The organism is Novosphingobium oxfordense (assembly GCF_044029435.1).
Classification (GTDB): Bacteria; Pseudomonadota; Alphaproteobacteria; order Sphingomonadales; family Sphingomonadaceae; genus Novosphingobium.
The window spans coordinates 1,537,608-1,553,842 of the sequence record NZ_CP147008.1; the positions used below are offsets into that span (position 1 = coordinate 1,537,608).

Consider the following 16,235-nt stretch of genomic DNA (forward strand, 5'->3'; position numbering starts at 1 on the left):
GTCGTCCTTGTGCATGATGGAAAGTCCGCCCCCGGATTGCACGATCAGAAGTTGACCGAAGCGCCGACCTGGAATTGCAGCTTGGGCTTGGGGGCCACGTAGATGCGGTCGCTGAGTGCGAAGCCGAACTCGTTGTAGACCGAGCCCGGATACCAGATGCCGCCTGCCCACAGGTTCAGGTTGTTCTTCTCGGGCAGAACCCAGCGGATCTTGCCGGACAGGCGGTTGTAGGTGCCGGCAGTGTAAGTGCCGAGCGAATCCAGCTTCTGCGGTCCGAAGAACTCGTGATCGAGATCGAAGCGCAGGCTTTCGCCGTCGCTGCCGGGCAGGCGGTAGTCTACCCGTGCGCCATAGGCGGCGAGCCACTTGGCGACGTATGGTACATAGCCGCCATCGGCGAGACGGGCCTTCACCACCGAGTAGTTGCCGGTCAGCTTGAGGTCGACCGTTTCGCTCTTCACCAGTTCCAGCGAGGTTTCGAGATCGAGGCCCTTGCGGCGTGATGTGCCGAGGTTGACGTAAGTATAGCCGACCTGACCGACCTCGTTCGAGTTTACCGTCTTGTAGAAGTTCGCCTGGAAGTGCAGGCGACGGCCCCATGGATCGTAAGCGATGCCCGCTTCCTTGCTCGACAGGTGCGAGACATTGAGGTCGGGGTTTGTGGTCAGTTCCGAGAACGCGCTGGGTGAGCGTGGGCTCTCGCCGTAGTTGGCGTAGATCGTCACGTCCGGCACTGGGTTGATGGCGGCGCCGATTTTGGGGCTGAAGCGTCCGGTCTTGGTCTTGAACGACTGCTCGTAATAGGCGTTCGCCGCCGCGTCGTAATCCTGGTTGTCGACGTCGATGGTGAAGTGGTCGTAGCGGCCGCCGGCGGTGATCTTCAGCCAGCTTGCAGGCTTCAGCTGAAGCGAGGCGTAGACCGAGCTGGTCGTCTCGTTCACCTGTTCGCGCTGGTAGAAGTAGGCGTCCAGCGGGTCGAGGCCGGTGATCTTGTCACCATCCTCGGAGGGAAGCTCGGTGAGGGCGATGTCGGCGCGCTGGACGCTGACCCCGCCCAGGAGCAGGGCATCGATACCGACCACTTCGAAGCGGCGATGTGCCTCCAGGCTGCCTGCATAGTTCCAGCGTGCGTCACGGCGATAGTATTGCGGATAGGGATAAGTGGTCGAGGTGCGATTGAGCGCGCTATGGCCCACGCTGGCGCTTGCCTCCAGGCCCTGGTCGTAATCGCCCAGCAGGTAGTTGCCGATTAGCGTGTAGGTCTGGGCAGAGCCGTGATCGCTGTCGCTGATCGCGGACTTGGCGCTGATCGTGCCGTCCTTGATGAGGCCGAGATCGATGTAACCGGGCTGCTGGAACTTGTTGTTGTAGGTTTCGAAGCCGAGCGTGAAACGCCCGGCACCAAGCGGGGTGGCGAACTTGGTGAACGTCTTGACCAGCTTGCCGCCGCTACGATCGCGGTAGCCGTCCTGCCGCTGGCCGTCGACGATCGTGTAGAAGCTGCTCCGGCCCTCGTTCCACTGCGTGCCGAACGAGGCGACGGCGCGCACGAACCCGTAAGAACCGCCGGTCAGCGCGAAGCCCGAATGAATGTAGTCGCGCGTGGTGGCGATGACCGAGCCGGCCTGTGCGAAGTTGCCGCCGTAGCGCGTGTCGAAGGGCCCGCGCACGATGGTGAACTGGTTGATCGTCTCGGGGATCAGCGGGTTCAGGTCGACATAACCGTTGACGCTGATGTGCGAGGGGGCGTTGCGCTGGATGCCGTCCTGATAATAGGCGAGATAGGCGGAATCGTAGCCGTTCGACCAGCCGCGCATGGTGATACCCTGCGTTTCGCCGACTTGCCCATAGTCAGATACCTGCACGCCGTTGCTGCCGCGCAGCAGGTCGCCTGCCGTCGTCGTCAGCTTGTTGGCAATATCATCCTGGGTGATGACGGTGACCGAGGCGGGGTTCGCTGCGGGGCTGTTTGATAGCACCATTGGCGCGCCGTGGCCGCGCTTGGCGGCGGTGACGATGATGGAATTGTCTTCGGGACGTGCGTCCTTGTTGGTCTGGGTGTAGTCCTGACTGCTCTCCTGCGCGGCGACGGGCACTGCGATAAAGGAGGTCACCGCGCTGGCAGACAGGAGCAGCGCGGCGGCGGACCGGCGCGAGCGATGGACATGGGAGGGCGATTGCCCACCACGGATGGTGATCATCAGGTTTCCTTTCGGGAATGACGGCCGCATGAGTTGGTTCGCTCTCCGGGGGGGAGGAGCGGCTGCGGCGTTATTGTTGAGGAAAGCCTGTCACCTCGAGGTGTCCAGCGCTTGATTTCGTTGATGGACGAACTTTTGTTGAGCGCTTTCCGATCAGGCAGACCTACTGGTCGACCGGGAAAGCGCGGAAAACCGTAACGCGGGTCGGGCTATTCCGGTCGCCCGTGCTCCATGTCGGCGACGTAGTCTCCAATGATATCGGGATCGATCAGCGCATGGCGGCGCATCAGCGCACGTGCGCCTTCCGCATCGCGGTTTTCGAAGGCTTCGATAAGTTTCCAGTGATCGTCGAGATCGGCGCGCATCTGCCCCGGGTATGTCAGGCAGTAGCGGAAATAACGGGCGAGATGGACGACCGAGCGTTCCAGGGCTTCGATCAGATAGCTATTGCGCGAGGCGGCGATGATGATCGAGTGGAACGACGATGCGGTAGAGGCATAGTTCGCCACATCATTGGCGGAGATGTAATCTTCCAGTCGCTGGCAATGGTCGCGCAGCGCGGCGATTTCGTCAGCACGCAGGCGGCGTGCCGCGAAGCGCGCTGCCGACGCGGCCAGTTCCGCCGAATAGTCCATCAGGTCCAGCGTCTGGCGCAGATCGAAGCGCGGCACGACCGCGCCAAGGCGCGGCGTCTTGTGCAGCAGTCCGGCAGCGACGAGTTGGGAGACCGCTTCGCGGACCGGCGTGCGCGAGGTGCCGAACAGTTCGGCGATTTCCACTTCCTCGATCCGCTGGCCAGGGGCGAGCAGCCCTTGCGAGATGCGCGCCTCGATCCCCGATCGGACGAGGTCTGCCTGGGATATCCTGGAATCGCGGTCGGTCACGGATCGGCCTTCTGCTGTTGCGAGATCCTGATACTCAACCGATTTGGTTGAGTAAAGGCCGTGTATGCAAAAACGCCTTTCATGCATGCAAGATTCGCTTTTTTGCCTTCCCTGAGGCTGGGTCGCGCGCTGCCGGCGCCGACGTTTCGCCCGGCGCTTTCCCGGGGATTGGGCGCCACGACAGCGATAATCCGCCGTGGAGAAGTTTCTCTACTATTTTAGTTGAGAAATCTTTTTAGGCCGCCGCGCCACACGCGATTACGTCTGCCGCCTCATACATAGCTAAGAACGGAACCGACGTGACCCGAAAGGCCGCCTTGATCGCCGCAGCTCTCGTGAGCACCTTGATGTCTCCCATCGCTAGGGCGCAAGCGAGCCCGGCGGAACCGGTGGATCAGGCGCCCTTGGGCAGTCCTTCGGCCGAGCGTGAGGCTTCCCGGCCTAATTTCCTGGTGATCGTGGCAGATGATCTCGGATGGTCGGATCTAGGCGCCTTTGGTGGTGAAATCGCAACTCCGAACCTTGATGCGCTGGCCACCGGCGGTGTTCGCTTCACGGGATTCCATACCGCGCCGACGTGTTCGCCCACCCGCTCCATGCTGCTGAGCGGGGTGGACAATCATGAAGCGGGGATCGGCACGATGGCGGAATCCCTATCGCCGTCGCTTGCAGGCCGGCCAGGCTACGAAGGGTATCTGAACGACCGCGTGGCTTCGATTGCCGAGCTTTTGCAGCAGGGCGGGTACCGCACGTTGATGTCTGGCAAATGGCACCTTGGTTTGACTGAGGATCGTGGCCCGGCGGCGCGCGGATTCGAGCATTCCTTTGCCTTGCTGCAGGGGCTGGGCAATCATTTCGGCGCCGATCAGGACGGCGCGTGGAAGAAGGCCAAGGCGAACACGCTGTACCGGCAGGATGGAAAGTTGGTCCGATTTCCGGTTGGACGTTACTCTGCTGACTACTTCGCCGATCAGTTGATCTCGTTCCTGGATGGCGGAGCGAAAGATGCGCGCCCCTTCTTCGCTTATCTTACTTTCACCACGCCGCATTGGCCCATGCAGGCCCCAGCCGAAACGATCGCGAAGTACAAGGGGTGCTACGATGCCGGTTATGAAGTGCTTCGTGCCGAACGTCTTGATCGGCAAAAGAAGCTCGGCCTGGTCGCATTGGATCAACAGCCCCACCCCCTTGACGGTGTGAAGCCATGGGCCAGCCTGACGAGCGACGAAAAGGCGCTCGAGGCGCGAAAGATGGAAGTCTATGCGGCCATGGTCGATCGCATGGACCAGAATGTGGGCCGCGTGATTGCGGAGCTGAAGCGCACCGGCCAGTACGAGAATACTGTCATCGTTTTCCTATCGGACAACGGCCCGGAAGGCAGTGAGATCGACGCGCCTTTTCAGGTTCGCGGAGTTCTCGGCGGGGCCAAAAAGCTGGGTATCGACAATCGTCTTGAGAATATCGGGAATGCCACTTCATACGTGGGATACGGCGCCGGATGGGCACAGGCGAACAGCACGCCTTCCTGGCTGGTCAAAGGCTATCCGACCGAGGGTGGTACCCGGGTCAGCGCCTTTGCCGCTGGCAAGGGCGTCGTCGGCAATCGTATCGCCCGTGGGAATCTGAGCGTTACCGATATCGCGCCAACGCTGCTCGACCTCGCCGGGCTGGCGCAGCCGACAACGTTCAAGGGCCGCCCGATCCTGCCGTTCGAGGGGCATAGTCTGGTGCCGGTGTTCGCGGAAAAAACTGCCGAGGTTCGCTCCCCCGACGAGCCTGTCGGCACCGAACTCTTCTATCGACGGGCGCTTCGGAAGGGAGACTGGAAAGCCGTCTACCTGCCGACGTCCGGTTCGACCTATCCTCGTGACGGCGTGGGCGAGGGCAAATGGAAGTTGTTCAACCTTGCGACCGATCCGGCAGAAAGCACGGATCTGGCCGTCAGATATCCGGACAAGTTGGAAGAGCTTGTTGCGGACTGGGGCCGTTATGCCGCGCAGAAAGGCGTGGCACTTCCTGAGGCGGCCCCGGGTCAATCGTCCAGGCCCTGATCCGGGGGCAAATTCTACCAACATGCGGAGTGTGGGAGAGGCGGGCCTGATTGCACGGCTCGCCTCGCCTTATCTTGAGATCGCCGCCATCAACCGGTCTTCCGTCCTTGCTTGAAAATTCGAGAGGATATCATGCGTAATCGCAGTGTTTGTGCCGTTTCAACCGCCGTTCTTGCTCTGTTGGCAATGCCTGCCATGTCTCAGGAAGCCGCGCCCGGTGCCGCCGCCGAAGTTGGGGCTACGGCGAACGCCGGAAAACCGGCCAGCGCCGTGACGCGTGAGCGTCTCAGCACCTTCGCGCAGACGCTGCCGACGAGCGATCGCGAAGACTATGATCTGGTCCAGCGCGGCTTCATTGCGACCGTGGCGGATGGCAAGCTGCGCAATCCGGATGGTCAAGTCGTCGGGGATCTGGATAGCGACGCCTTTTTCAGTCAAGCGTCGCCCGATACGGTGAACCCCAGCCTTTGGCGCAACGCGCAATTGCTGCAGAAGCATGGTCTCTTCAAAGTGGCTGAACGGATCTATCAGATCCGCGGATTCAGCATCTCCAATATGACCGTGATTGTCGGCGATACGGGCTATATCGTCGTGGATCCGGGATACGACGCTGAAGCTTACACGGGGATGAAGCTCGTTTACGAGCATCTCGGCAAGAAGCCGGTCACGGGCGTCATTTACACCCACAGCCATACCGATCACTACAGCGGCGTGCGTGCGGTGATATCCGATGAGGACGTCGCGGCCCGGCACGTGCCGGTCATTGCACCCGAAGGCTTCATCAAGGAGATTTTGGGAGAGGCGGTCATCGCAGGTCCGGCGATGATCCGTCGGGCAGCCTTCCAGTTCGGTTTTGGACTTCCCGTTACGGCTACCGGCAACGTCAACCTGGGTCTCGGTCCGCAGATCAAGCCGGTGGAGGCGCAGCCGGGGCAGGTTCCTGCCACACCACGCGCCCGCCTGCCGATCATTCCCAACCACGATATCAAGCAGACCGGCGAGACGCTGACGATCGACGGGTTGCGCTTTGAGTTCCAGATGGCTGCGAATACCGAGGCTCCGGCGGAGATGTTCTTCTATCTACCCGATCTCAAAGCCTTGTGCCTGGCCGAGGATGCCAACGGCACGCTGCACAACGCCTTGCCTGCGCGCGGCGCCCTGGTGCGCGACACCAAGAGCTGGTCAAATGCACTGACAGAGGCGATTAGCCGCTACGGTGGTCGCACCGAGGTTCTGTTCACCTCGCACTTCTGGCCCCGTTGGGGGCAGGAGAAGATCGTTGATTACCTGGGCAACCAGCGCGACGCTTACGAATACCTGCACGACCAGAGCGTTCGCTTGATGAACGACGGCCTCACCGGGCCCGAGATCGCGCGCACCCTCCAGTATCCCGATAGCCTTGCGGCCAAATGGTACAATCACGAATACTACGGCACGCTCAGCCACAATTCCCGCGCCGTCTACCAGCGCTACATGGGCTATTATGACGGGAATCCGGCCAACCTCGATCCCATGACGCTGACCGAAGGCGCCAACCACTATATCGATGCACTCGGCGGCGATGCGCGCGTTCTGGCACTGGCCAAGGCAGCGATCGACAAGGGCGACAATCGCTGGGCAGTCGAACTGCTCAACAAACTGGTATTCGCGGATCCGAAGAACCGTAATGCCCAGCTCGTGCTGGCCGATTTGTACGCGCAACTTGCCTATCAGGCGGAGAGTGCGACTTGGCGCAACGGCTATCTCGAGGCCGCAGTCGAACTGCGGCGCGGTCCCCTTGAGCCGAAAAGAGCCGCGCCCTTCGCCGGGTTGCTAGGCCTGCCGACCGATCTGTTGCTCGATACCATCGCGGTGCGGCTGGTGCCCGAGCGGGCAAAAGGCGTGAAGCTTGCTTTCACGATCGTCGACCCGGTGACCGGAAAGAAGCAGATCGTGCGGGTCCGCAATTCGGTGCTTGTCCATGAGGATGCCGAAGCACCGCTGGTCGGTGCGCCAATCCTGAAGCTGTCAGCCGCTCAGTTCTACGCGGAATTGACCGGCGATGGCCCTTCTGCGCTTGCGACAGGCGATCACGCCTTGCTGGGCCGCTTCGCTGGACTGTTTGATGGGCCCTTGGGCAATTTTCCCATTGTCACGCCGTGAACAGCATGCGCCAACTTCCGCTCTCCACAGCGGTTCCGCACTTTCGGGCTTATGGAAGTGAGGGCATCGGCATGGGGTGTTACAGCCGCGTGAACAGCGGGGCGGCGGAAAACATCATGGAAATCAGTCCGCCCAGGCTGAGGGCCACCAGAACCGCGCCGGTCAGTTCCATGAGTCGACGCGAGGGCAGCCTGCGGGTCAAGAGCGCGCCGAAGGGTGTTGCAACGACGCCTCCGATCAGAAGGCCCGTGGCTGCAATGGTGAACGATTGCAGACCCAACTTGCCTATGAACGCGGACAGGACCGTCACCGTCACGAAGAACTCCGCCGCGTTTGCAGTGCCGACCGCCATCCGCGGGGTCATGCCTTGCGCCATGAGATTGCCCGTCACCATCGGGCCCCAGCCGCCGCCGGAGGCATCGAGAAAACCGGCAATCAGCCCGAGCGGGCCGACGAGCTTCATCCGGCGATAGGCTTGCGGCCGGCGCGGTCCGCGCCAGATCAAGTAGAGTCCGACGGCCGCAAGGTAGACCAGTACCGCCGGACGCAGAATGCTGGCGCCAAGACTGGTCATCACCCAGACGCCAAGCAATCCGCCGACGACGCCGGGGATCACCAGTCTGGCGAATAGCGGCCAATCGACATTGCGCTGAAGGGCATGGGCAATACCCGAAGCACCGCTGGTGAAGCCTTCCACCCGGTGGGTGACGGCCGACGCTGCGCCGGGCGGAAGCCCCAGCAATACCAACAGGGAATTCGATAACACCCCGAAGCCCATTCCCAACGCGCTGTCGACAAACTGCGTGAGGAACCCGGCGATGAGGAAAGGCCCGAGTTCGGCCCACGGAAGTCCGGAGATATCGATCATACGCCGGATCTCCTGCGCAGATGCGAGGCGGAGCGGCCGATCCGCCCGGAAGGCGCGGTCAGCAGGAACAGCACGGGAAAGCAGAGTGCAATCACCGAGAGCAGCGCGCTGGGAAGCGAATCCGCGCCCGCCAGCCAGGGCAGCACGGCACCCCAGATCGCCGCCACCAGCACGATCAGCAACGTGCGTTCCTGTTCGTTGTCGTTCAATGCCGAAAGATCGGCATCCACCCGGCCTTCGAAAAGGGTGTGAAGCCCGATGGAAACGCGGCTGCGCCGATCGACAAGGAAAGGTGGCAGCGTGGCATGGGCAAGGCAGCTTGCGCCGGCGCCCACCATCCGCAGCCCGATGGCGCTGGCGAAGCGGCGATAATCGGGGTTTCGGTCGCTGATCGCGCGCAGGCCAGCGCGGCCGCCGAACGCCAGATCGGCCAGGGCATTGGTCTCGGCGGCGGGGGCAGCGGTTGGATCGGGTGCTTCCTGCGTGGCAACCACCCAGTCGAGGATGGCGGAAGGCACGTCGAACCCGGTCGCCCGTTCCAGCCCTTGGAACCCGGGTGCTGAATTGGCCTCGCAGATGCGGTATCCATCCTCATCGAACAGGATGTCGATGCCTGTGACGTCGAGGCCGAGCACGTCGGCGGCCTGCACGGCCAGTTCAGCCATTTCCGGCGGTGGATTATAGGCGATGCCAACCCCACCGAGCGAGACGTTCGACTTGAAGCCGCCGGTCAGAGAGCGCCGCTCCATTGCCGCGATCACCCGCCCGCCCACGACCAGTACGCGCACATCGCGACCATGGCTGGCGCGCACATAATGCTGGAGGATGAAATCCGCCTTCGCATCCGCGCTTTCCAGCAATCCGGCCAGATCTTCGAACTGATCGCGGTTTTCGCATTTCAGCACACCGGCGCCGCGCGTGCCCTTGAGTGTCTTGACGATCACCGGAAAGCCCAGTTCTCGTTCCACCACGTCCACGTCGATGGGAAAGTTGCCCAGGATCGTGCGCGGGATAGGCAACCCGGCCCGGTTGAGACTCTGCAGCGTGTGCAGCTTGTCGGCCACTTGCTCGATGGTGGTGGGCCCGTTCACCAGTCGCACTCCCCGCCTCTCAAGGTGTCGTAGCAAGGCGAGCGTGAAGTAGTCGGTTTCGGCGCCGGTCCGGCAGATCACGAAGTCCGGCCGGTCCACCGGTCGGCCTTGGTATGACGTGGACCAGCCGTCCTCTGCGCCGACGATCAGATCGAACTTGTGAGGATGGAAAACGGACAATTCGATGCCCATGGCGTTTGCCGCCTCCTGGAAACGCAGGATTTCCGGCACTTCGGAGTTCGCGGGATCGAGGTCACGATGAAAAAGTATCCAGCCACGCACGGCTTCATGTCCCCCAGGATAGCTGGCGGCGGACAATTCCGCCGCGATGGCTGCGGCACCTCAATGCACTAAGAACAAAGCACATTGAGTGACAAAACGCTCGAAGGGCGCCTCGGTGCCATGCGAAGAGGCACCCTCTAACGATCACTTGCCGGCTGTCTTGTACCGCCAGGTCTCCGCGCCAGGCGCGATCGGAAAAGATGTTGCGATCTCAACATCCTATCTCCTTTTTCGCAGATGTCGCTGCCAAATGCGCCTTCTAGCACGAAGTAAGCATATGATTATGATGAAAAAATTTCTCTGACATGGTTCTTGATACGCGATCCACCGAATAACCATCGGGGGTGTCATGTCCGAAGTTCCGAATGCCGCAGCCAGCGGCGCCTCGATGTCGGGTGACGGCAAGCGCCCGGACGAACTGACCGGCATCGGTGTACCCCTGACTTGGTGCTTGCGGCGCAATTGGGATCGACCGTCAGCCTGTCTTCCCGGCACGTGAAAAAGCTTTGCTTCGTGGCCGAGGATTCATTTTGTCTAGAAAAATGCTTGGGAATGTTGGAGGAGGGGGCTTTCCCACAGACGCTACCCCGCCGATCATCAAGCCTTCCGCTATCACAGCGCAGCATGAGTTCGAAGTGTGCGTTTGGACATGACGCAACGCCCGGTTCGGGCGAAGAAGGTATTGAATATGATCCGCCTTGAAGGCGTGCATAAGGCGTTTGGCGGCACCCATGCGGCGCTGGCAGGGGTCGATCTTGAAATCGCCCGCGGCGAAGTGTTTGGCATTATCGGCCGATCCGGCGCCGGCAAGTCCACGTTGGTTCGACTGCTGAACGGTTTGGAGCGGCCGAGCGCGGGGCGCGTGCTTGTCGATGGCACCGATGTCGCCAGCCTGTCTGCCGAGGGCCTGCGCTCGTTGCGCTCTCGCGTGGGGATGATCTTCCAGAATTTCGGCCTGCTCTGGTCGCGCACGGTGTATGACAACGTGGCGTTGCCGCTGCGGATCGGCGGTGCTTCGCGCAGCGAGATCGCGGCAAAGGTGCCCGCCCTGCTGGACCGCGTGGGGCTGTCCGATCACGGAGCCAAGTATCCGGCCCAGCTATCCGGCGGCCAGAAGCAGCGCGTCGGCATTGCCCGCGCGCTTGCCACCGATCCCGAAATCCTGCTCTGCGACGAAGCAACCAGCGCGCTCGATCCCGAGACTACGCGCAACATCCTTGATCTGATCGCGGACCTGAACCGCGAACTGGGCCTCACCATCGTTCTGATCACCCATGAGATGGAAGTGGTACGCCAGGTTTGCGACCGGGTTCTGGTGCTGCATGCGGGCCGCGTGGTCGAGACCGGAAGCGTTGCCGAGGTCTTCCTGAACCCAAGGACCAGCGAGACGCGTGCCCTGATCGATGAGACGGACGAACACGCAGAGCCGCTTGGCTTCGATGGCCCTGTCGTCAGGCTCACGCTCCATGGCTCGGCCGTGCTCGATCCGGTTCTCACGCGCATCGCGCGTGACACCGGGACCGATTTCATCATCCTTGATGGACGGATCGGCCGGTTGAAGGACACCAGTTTCGGCAGGCTCACCCTGGGCCTTGTCGGAGGCGATACGGAACGTGCCATCGCGGCGCTGCGCCAGGAGGGCGAAGTCGAATGAGCGACTTTTTCAGCAATGTCGACTGGAGCGAAATCGCCCAGGCCTGCCTCGATACGCTCACCATGCTCGGCGGTTCGCTGGTGTTGACCATAGCGCTGGGCCTGCCGCTCGGCGTTCTGCTGTTCCTGACCGGGCCGGGGCAGCCCTGGGCCAGTCGCTGGGGGAACGGCGTTCTGGCGCTTCTGGTCAATCTCGTGCGCTCGGTTCCGTTCATCATCCTGCTAATCGTGATGATACCGTTGACGGTGCTGCTGGTCGGGACGTCGCTGGGCGTCGCCGGTGCTATTCCGCCGCTGGTCATAGGCGCTGCGCCGTTCTTCGCGCGCCTCGTCGAAACCGCGCTGCGCGAAGTGGATCGCAATACCGTGGAAGCGGTTCAGGCAATGGGGGCGACGACGCGCGACCTGGTTTTCCGGGCGCTATTGCCCGAAGCGCTGCCCGGCATCATCGCCGCCATTACGGTGACGGCCATTACCCTGATCTCGTTTACCGCGATGGCCGGTGCCGTCGGGGCCGGCGGCCTGGGCGATCTGGCGATCCGTTTCGGCTATCAGCGCTTCCAGACGGACGTGATGCTGGTGACCGTGCTGTTGCTTCTCGCCCTCGTTCAGCTTCTTCAGATAGCCGGTGACCGTTTGGTCCGGCACTTTACCCGCAAATAGGAATTCCGATGCAACGACGCTTGCTTCTTGCTGCCCTCGCCACGCTGGCCATTGCCGGTTGCGGCAAGTCCGACCGCGCTGCCGATCCGCATGTCCTGACGGTTGCGGCCACTGCGGTGCCTCACGCGGAAATCCTCGACTTCGTGAAGCCCACTCTCGCCAAGGAAGGCCTGAAGCTGGATGTGCGCGTGTTCAACGATTACGTGCAGCCCAACGTTCAGGTGTCAGAGGGCAGGATCGACGTAAACTACTTCGAGACGGGCCCTTATCTGGAGGAATTCAACAAGGCCAAGGGCACGCATCTGGTGCCGCTTGCCGGAATTCACATCGAACCGTTTGGCGCCTACTCGCGCAAGTGGAAGAAGATCGGGGATCTCCCGAATGGCGCCACGGTCGCCATTCCGAATGAGCCCAGCAACAGCGGACGCGCGCTGCAACTTCTGGCGCATGCAGGGCTGATTTCGCTGAAGGATCCCAAGAGCATGACGGCGACGCCGAAAGACGTGGTGCAGAACGCCAAGAACCTGAAGTTCCGCGAGATCGAGGCTGCCACGCTGCCGCGCGTGCTGGGCGAGGTCGACATGGCGATGATCAACACGAACTACGCGCTCGACGCCGGGCTCAATCCCACGCACGACGCCTTGCTGATTGAGGGCAAGGATAGCCCCTACGTAAACTTCGTGGTGGGAACCGAGAAGGCCCGCACGGACCCGCGCGTTGCAAAGCTGATTGCCGCGTTGCGCAGTCCGGAGGTCAAGGCATTCATCGAGCGCAAGTATTCGGGCGCCGTCGTTCCGGCTTTCTGAACATGGCTTCTGACGCTCCCCGCCGGCCCATGCCAGCGGGAGCGTAGGGCCACTTATCGCAGCGTGTAGCCGCCGTCGCAGAAAAGCGTGCTGCCGGTCATGTTGCCGTTGTCCAGCAGGAACAGGGCTGCCTCGGCCTGCTCCTCGACCCTGGCGGGCCGTTCGACCAGACATAGCCGGCGCCAGAGTTCATAGGCGCTTTCGCGCTGCTCCGCCGGGCGTTCGCGCCACAGCTCGCTGTCGGTCGTGCCCGGCGAGAGGCAATTGACGCGGATAGGCGAGAGTTCGATCGCCAACCCGCGGGCAAGGCCTTCGACAGCCGCGTTGCAGGCGGCATAGGCCGGGGCGCCGATCGGGCGTGCCGATGCCGCGCCGGACATCAGCACGATCGCTGCCTGCTCACGCAAGTGGGGCAGGGCGGCATGAACCGTCCAGTACTGGCTCCAGAACTTGGCGGCGAAGAGCGCTTCGCTTGTATCCGTATCACCGTCCCGGAACGCACCGGTGCGATAGCTGGCGGCTGGCGTGAACAGCCCGTCGAAAGGACCGGTCTGTGAGAAGAAGCCGGCAAGCGCGGTGCGATCGGTCGAATCGAGGGAGCGGCCGGTCGCCGCCTTTCCCAGAAACTCCAGCGCGTCGGCCAGCTTGCGCGGGTTGCGTCCAGCGATCACTGCCTGGTCGCCGCGCGCGATGAGTTTGGAGGCAAGGGCTAGCCCGATTCCCGATGTGCCACCGATAATGGCGTAAGTACGTTTGCTCATGGACAGCAGGGTATTCCCGCCAGTAAATTCGGTGAAATGAAGAAAATTCGCCTCATTCCCGAACTTGATTCCTGAAATGACGGGGCGCCCGCGCTTTGGCCGCGACGATGTGAGCGTATTCCTCGCGGTTTGCGATGCCGGCAGTTTCGCGGCGGCGGCGCCGCGCCTGGCGCTGACCGCGTCGGCCGTTGCCAAGGCAATCGGCAGACTGGAAGCGCGGCTGAACGTTCGCCTTTTTCACAGGACCACGCGCCGCCTGGCATTGACCGCCGAAGCGGCGGTCTATCGCGAGGCATGCCGGGCGGCGCGCAACCGGATCGACATCGTGGAGGCCGAACTGGCGTTGCTGGCGTCGGAGCCGGCGGGGACGGTGCGGGTCAGCCTGCCACCTCTGCTGGGAGCGCAGATTCTGGCGCCCGCGCTCTACGCGCTCTGCGACAGATGGTCTCATCTGCGCTTTGACATCTCCACGTCCACCGCCTTGTCCGACCTGGTGGGCGAGGGCATCGACATTGCCGTCCGGGTGGGCGATTTGACCGACCTTCCGGGGGTGACCGCACGGCGGCTCGGTATCCAACGGGTCGTCCTGTGCGGTTCGCGTGATTACTTCGCCGGGCGCGGGTTGCCTCGGGATGTTGACGACCTCTCGGAGCATGACCTGATTGCAGCCGTCCGACACGGCCGGGCTGCTGCCTGGCAATTCCTGACGCGCGATGGAGACCGCCAGACTTTCGATCCCGAACCCCGGCTATTGCTTGACGGCAGTATGCTGACGCTTGCGGCCATCCGGGCGGGGCGTGGCCTGGGTTTGGTACCCCATTGGCTGGTGCGCGATCAGCTGGCCATTGGTGAACTCGTATCGGTTCTCGACGATCTGGTTGCAGATCACCTGCCGGTGCACGCGATATGGATTACATCTCCCGTGATGCTTCCGCGGCTACGGGTGACGATCGATGCGATTGTCCGAGCATCCCGGGCGGCTATCGCGGAAAGGCTGCTTGTCTGAACGCGCTTTACGCCTTTGGCTAGCCACGCATCGATCATCGAAACTTGGCGTTTCAACGGCGCGCGGCTTACTGATCAACTCCTGGGCATTCTTGCCATCGACCAGTTGTCCCGCCCAATAGCGTTCCGGCCGGTCGCACGCTCGATTGGAGCTATACACAGGTTGGAAGCGTACGAGACTGATCAGATTTGCTGGAAGCACTGTGGGGCGGCTGCCGGCCCAAGATCAAACACTCTGTGGCCGATTTCTGCGCTATTTCAGTTGGTTGCCTCGCTTCTTTTTGAAGGCACCGCACAGTGTTTCCATTTTTATTCGATAATTATCTCGTTTCCTTTTTGTGACACCTGCGAGTGAGTCAGTTTCGCCAGCGCCAGCGCGAATTCCTGCGATTGGCTGGTCTGGAAATAGCCGACCAGCCGGTATTGCGCGGCGCGGGGATTGACCACGCGGATCGGGCGGGTGCTGTACCGGTTGAACTCCGCCGCCGCTTCCGCGCCGCTCTGTCCGTCCAAGCCGATCTCGCCACGGCGCCAGGCGAGCGCCTGATCGACGTCCACCGTCACCGCAGCATGTTGCACGGCAAGATCGGGCCGCAGCACCGCCTCGTCCCCGCGCGAAATGGCGATGGGCGGCTGCGGCGATCCCTCCACCCAGGCCAGTACGCGCCCTTCGCTGACCACCACGCGCACGCCCCGGTCGATCCTGCGCACGGAAAAGGCGGTGCCGGTCGCCCGCACATGGACCTTGCCCACGCGCACCTCGAACGGCCGCGCGCGGTTGTGGGCGACCTTGAACCAGGCCTCGCCCCCACGCAGCGTCAGGTCGCGGCGGGCATCCGAATAGGCGACGTCCAGCTGGCTGTCGGTATTGAGCGCGGCGATCGATCCATCGTCCAACGTGACCTGGCGCTGCTCGCCGATCTCGGTCGCATAGTCCGGGGCGGAGGGCACCAGCAGGAACAGCGCGAGCGAGGCGGCCATGGCGGTCAGCGTGCCCAGCCCGGCCATGCGCATCCAGCGTCGGCGCGGCCGCGCATGTTGTTCCATCGGATCCGCCACTTCGGGCGCGGGCTGGGTATTGGACACGGCCTGGGTATTGGGCGCCGCGTCCAACCAGTTCAGCACCGCTTGTGCGCGCACAAAGGCGCCGCGATGGCGCCTGTCGGCATCCAGCCAGGAATCGAGTTCGGTCTGCTCCGCCACGTCAAGCGCCCCCGCATCGCAACGCAAGGCCCAGGCACTGGCGATGTCGTCAATGGAGGGCATGGGGCAGGACATGAATGGCAGGCTCGTCTCGGGAATCGTTTGGCGTTTCGGAAAAGCGGGTGTCGTCCAGTCTAGCCCCGGCGTCGTCGCCGGCCATCATTTTCATCAGAAGGCGCAGGCCCCGCAAGGCGTTATTTTCTACCACCTTCTCCGTAACACCAAGATATCGGGCAGTCTCCTTCTGCGAAAATCCATGGAGCCGCCGCATTTCCAGCGCATGGCGGTAGGCGGGCGGCAAGGCGGCGATCAGGTCCATGACGCGGCGCAGTTGCAGCCGCGCGCCCACGTCTCGCTCTGGCGAGGGTGCCTCGTCCGGCAGGGCGGCGATCTCGGCATCCTCCACCGCCTCGATCCGGGCGATGCGGGCGCGCCGCGCGCCATGGATCACGATCGAACGCACAGTGGCAAAGAAATAGGCGCGCCCGTTCTGGATATGGGCGTGATCGGGAAGCTCGGACAGCCGGCAATAGGCTTCCTGGACGACATCGTCCACGTCGCCTACGCCGCGCAGGGCGCCGCGCAGCCACGCACGGACATCAGCCTCGTGCGGCAATATCTGCGA

General features: G+C 62.6%; 14 protein-coding genes. 7 read left to right on the forward strand and 7 right to left on the reverse strand.

The annotated features are described in order from the left end of the window. Nucleotides 1-44: 44 nt before the first annotated feature. Both WBP07_RS29555 and WBP07_RS29560 read right to left on the reverse strand, forming a co-directional pair. Nucleotides 45-2,201, reverse strand: coding sequence for a TonB-dependent receptor (locus WBP07_RS29555; protein ID WP_395396801.1), 2,157 nt, complete (start codon nt 2,199-2,201; stop codon nt 45-47). Between the two features lie 209 nt (nt 2,202-2,410). Continuing rightward, complete coding sequence (locus WBP07_RS29560; RefSeq protein WP_395396802.1) at nt 2,411-3,085, reverse strand: GntR family transcriptional regulator; 675 nt, start codon at nt 3,083-3,085, stop codon at nt 2,411-2,413. A gap of 347 nt (nt 3,086-3,432) precedes the next feature. Here WBP07_RS29560 and WBP07_RS29565 point away from each other — a divergent pair, with 347 nt between their 5' ends. Together WBP07_RS29565 and WBP07_RS29570 are read left to right on the forward strand one after the other, a co-directional pair. Further along, on the forward strand, nt 3,433-5,136 hold the full coding sequence (locus WBP07_RS29565; protein WP_395398275.1) for an arylsulfatase: 1,704 nt from the start codon (nt 3,433-3,435) through the stop codon (nt 5,134-5,136). Nucleotides 5,137-5,499: 363 nt separating this feature from the next. Further along, the gene (locus WBP07_RS29570) at nt 5,500-7,278 is read left to right on the forward strand and encodes an alkyl/aryl-sulfatase (RefSeq protein WP_395396803.1); all 1,779 of its coding nucleotides are present in this window, start codon (nt 5,500-5,502) and stop codon (nt 7,276-7,278) included. 79 nt (nt 7,279-7,357) lie between these two features. Here the strand turns inward: WBP07_RS29570 and WBP07_RS29575 are convergent, their stop codons facing one another. Both WBP07_RS29575 and WBP07_RS29580 read right to left on the reverse strand, forming a co-directional pair. Continuing rightward, the gene (locus WBP07_RS29575; RefSeq protein WP_395396804.1) at nt 7,358-8,146 is read right to left on the reverse strand and encodes a sulfite exporter TauE/SafE family protein; all 789 of its coding nucleotides are present in this window, start codon (nt 8,144-8,146) and stop codon (nt 7,358-7,360) included. Further along, the gene (locus tag WBP07_RS29580; protein WP_395396805.1) at nt 8,143-9,555 is read right to left on the reverse strand and encodes a RimK family alpha-L-glutamate ligase; all 1,413 of its coding nucleotides are present in this window, start codon (nt 9,553-9,555) and stop codon (nt 8,143-8,145) included. The genes WBP07_RS29575 and WBP07_RS29580 overlap by 4 nt, the downstream gene beginning before the upstream one ends. Nucleotides 9,556-9,868: 313 nt before the next feature. On the opposite strand from WBP07_RS29580, the gene WBP07_RS29585 reads away from it, so the two are divergent. The 4 genes from WBP07_RS29585 (at nt 9,869) to WBP07_RS29600 (ending at nt 12,641) form a co-directional block, all read left to right on the forward strand. Then, nucleotides 9,869-10,018 (forward strand): hypothetical protein, encoded by a 150-nt coding sequence (locus tag WBP07_RS29585; protein WP_395396806.1) that lies wholly within the window; start codon nt 9,869-9,871, stop codon nt 10,016-10,018. A 189-nt stretch (nt 10,019-10,207) separates the two neighbouring features. Further along, on the forward strand, nt 10,208-11,173 hold the full coding sequence (locus WBP07_RS29590) for a methionine ABC transporter ATP-binding protein (protein WP_395396807.1): 966 nt from the start codon (nt 10,208-10,210) through the stop codon (nt 11,171-11,173). Then, complete coding sequence (locus WBP07_RS29595) at nt 11,170-11,835, forward strand: methionine ABC transporter permease (protein WP_395396808.1); 666 nt, start codon at nt 11,170-11,172, stop codon at nt 11,833-11,835. The genes WBP07_RS29590 and WBP07_RS29595 overlap by 4 nt, the downstream gene beginning before the upstream one ends. Before the next feature lie 20 nt (nt 11,836-11,855). Next, nucleotides 11,856-12,641 (forward strand): MetQ/NlpA family ABC transporter substrate-binding protein, encoded by a 786-nt coding sequence (locus WBP07_RS29600; protein ID WP_395396809.1) that lies wholly within the window; start codon nt 11,856-11,858, stop codon nt 12,639-12,641. Between the two features lie 53 nt (nt 12,642-12,694). Here WBP07_RS29600 and WBP07_RS29605 read toward each other — a convergent pair whose 3' ends face one another. Continuing rightward, entirely contained in the window at nt 12,695-13,402 is a 708-nt protein-coding gene (locus tag WBP07_RS29605; RefSeq protein ID WP_395396810.1) for an SDR family oxidoreductase, read from the reverse strand. Nucleotides 13,403-13,466: 64 nt separating this feature from the next. On the opposite strand from WBP07_RS29605, the gene WBP07_RS29610 reads away from it, so the two are divergent. Then, complete coding sequence (locus tag WBP07_RS29610) at nt 13,467-14,408, forward strand: LysR family transcriptional regulator (protein ID WP_395396811.1); 942 nt, start codon at nt 13,467-13,469, stop codon at nt 14,406-14,408. A gap of 308 nt (nt 14,409-14,716) precedes the next feature. Here WBP07_RS29610 and WBP07_RS29615 read toward each other — a convergent pair whose 3' ends face one another. Then, on the reverse strand, nt 14,717-15,673 hold the full coding sequence (locus WBP07_RS29615) for a FecR family protein (protein WP_395396812.1): 957 nt from the start codon (nt 15,671-15,673) through the stop codon (nt 14,717-14,719). Beyond that, on the reverse strand, nt 15,660-16,226 hold the full coding sequence (locus WBP07_RS29620) for an RNA polymerase sigma factor (RefSeq protein WP_395396813.1): 567 nt from the start codon (nt 16,224-16,226) through the stop codon (nt 15,660-15,662). The genes WBP07_RS29615 and WBP07_RS29620 overlap by 14 nt, the downstream gene beginning before the upstream one ends. Nucleotides 16,227-16,235 lie beyond the last annotated feature (9 nt).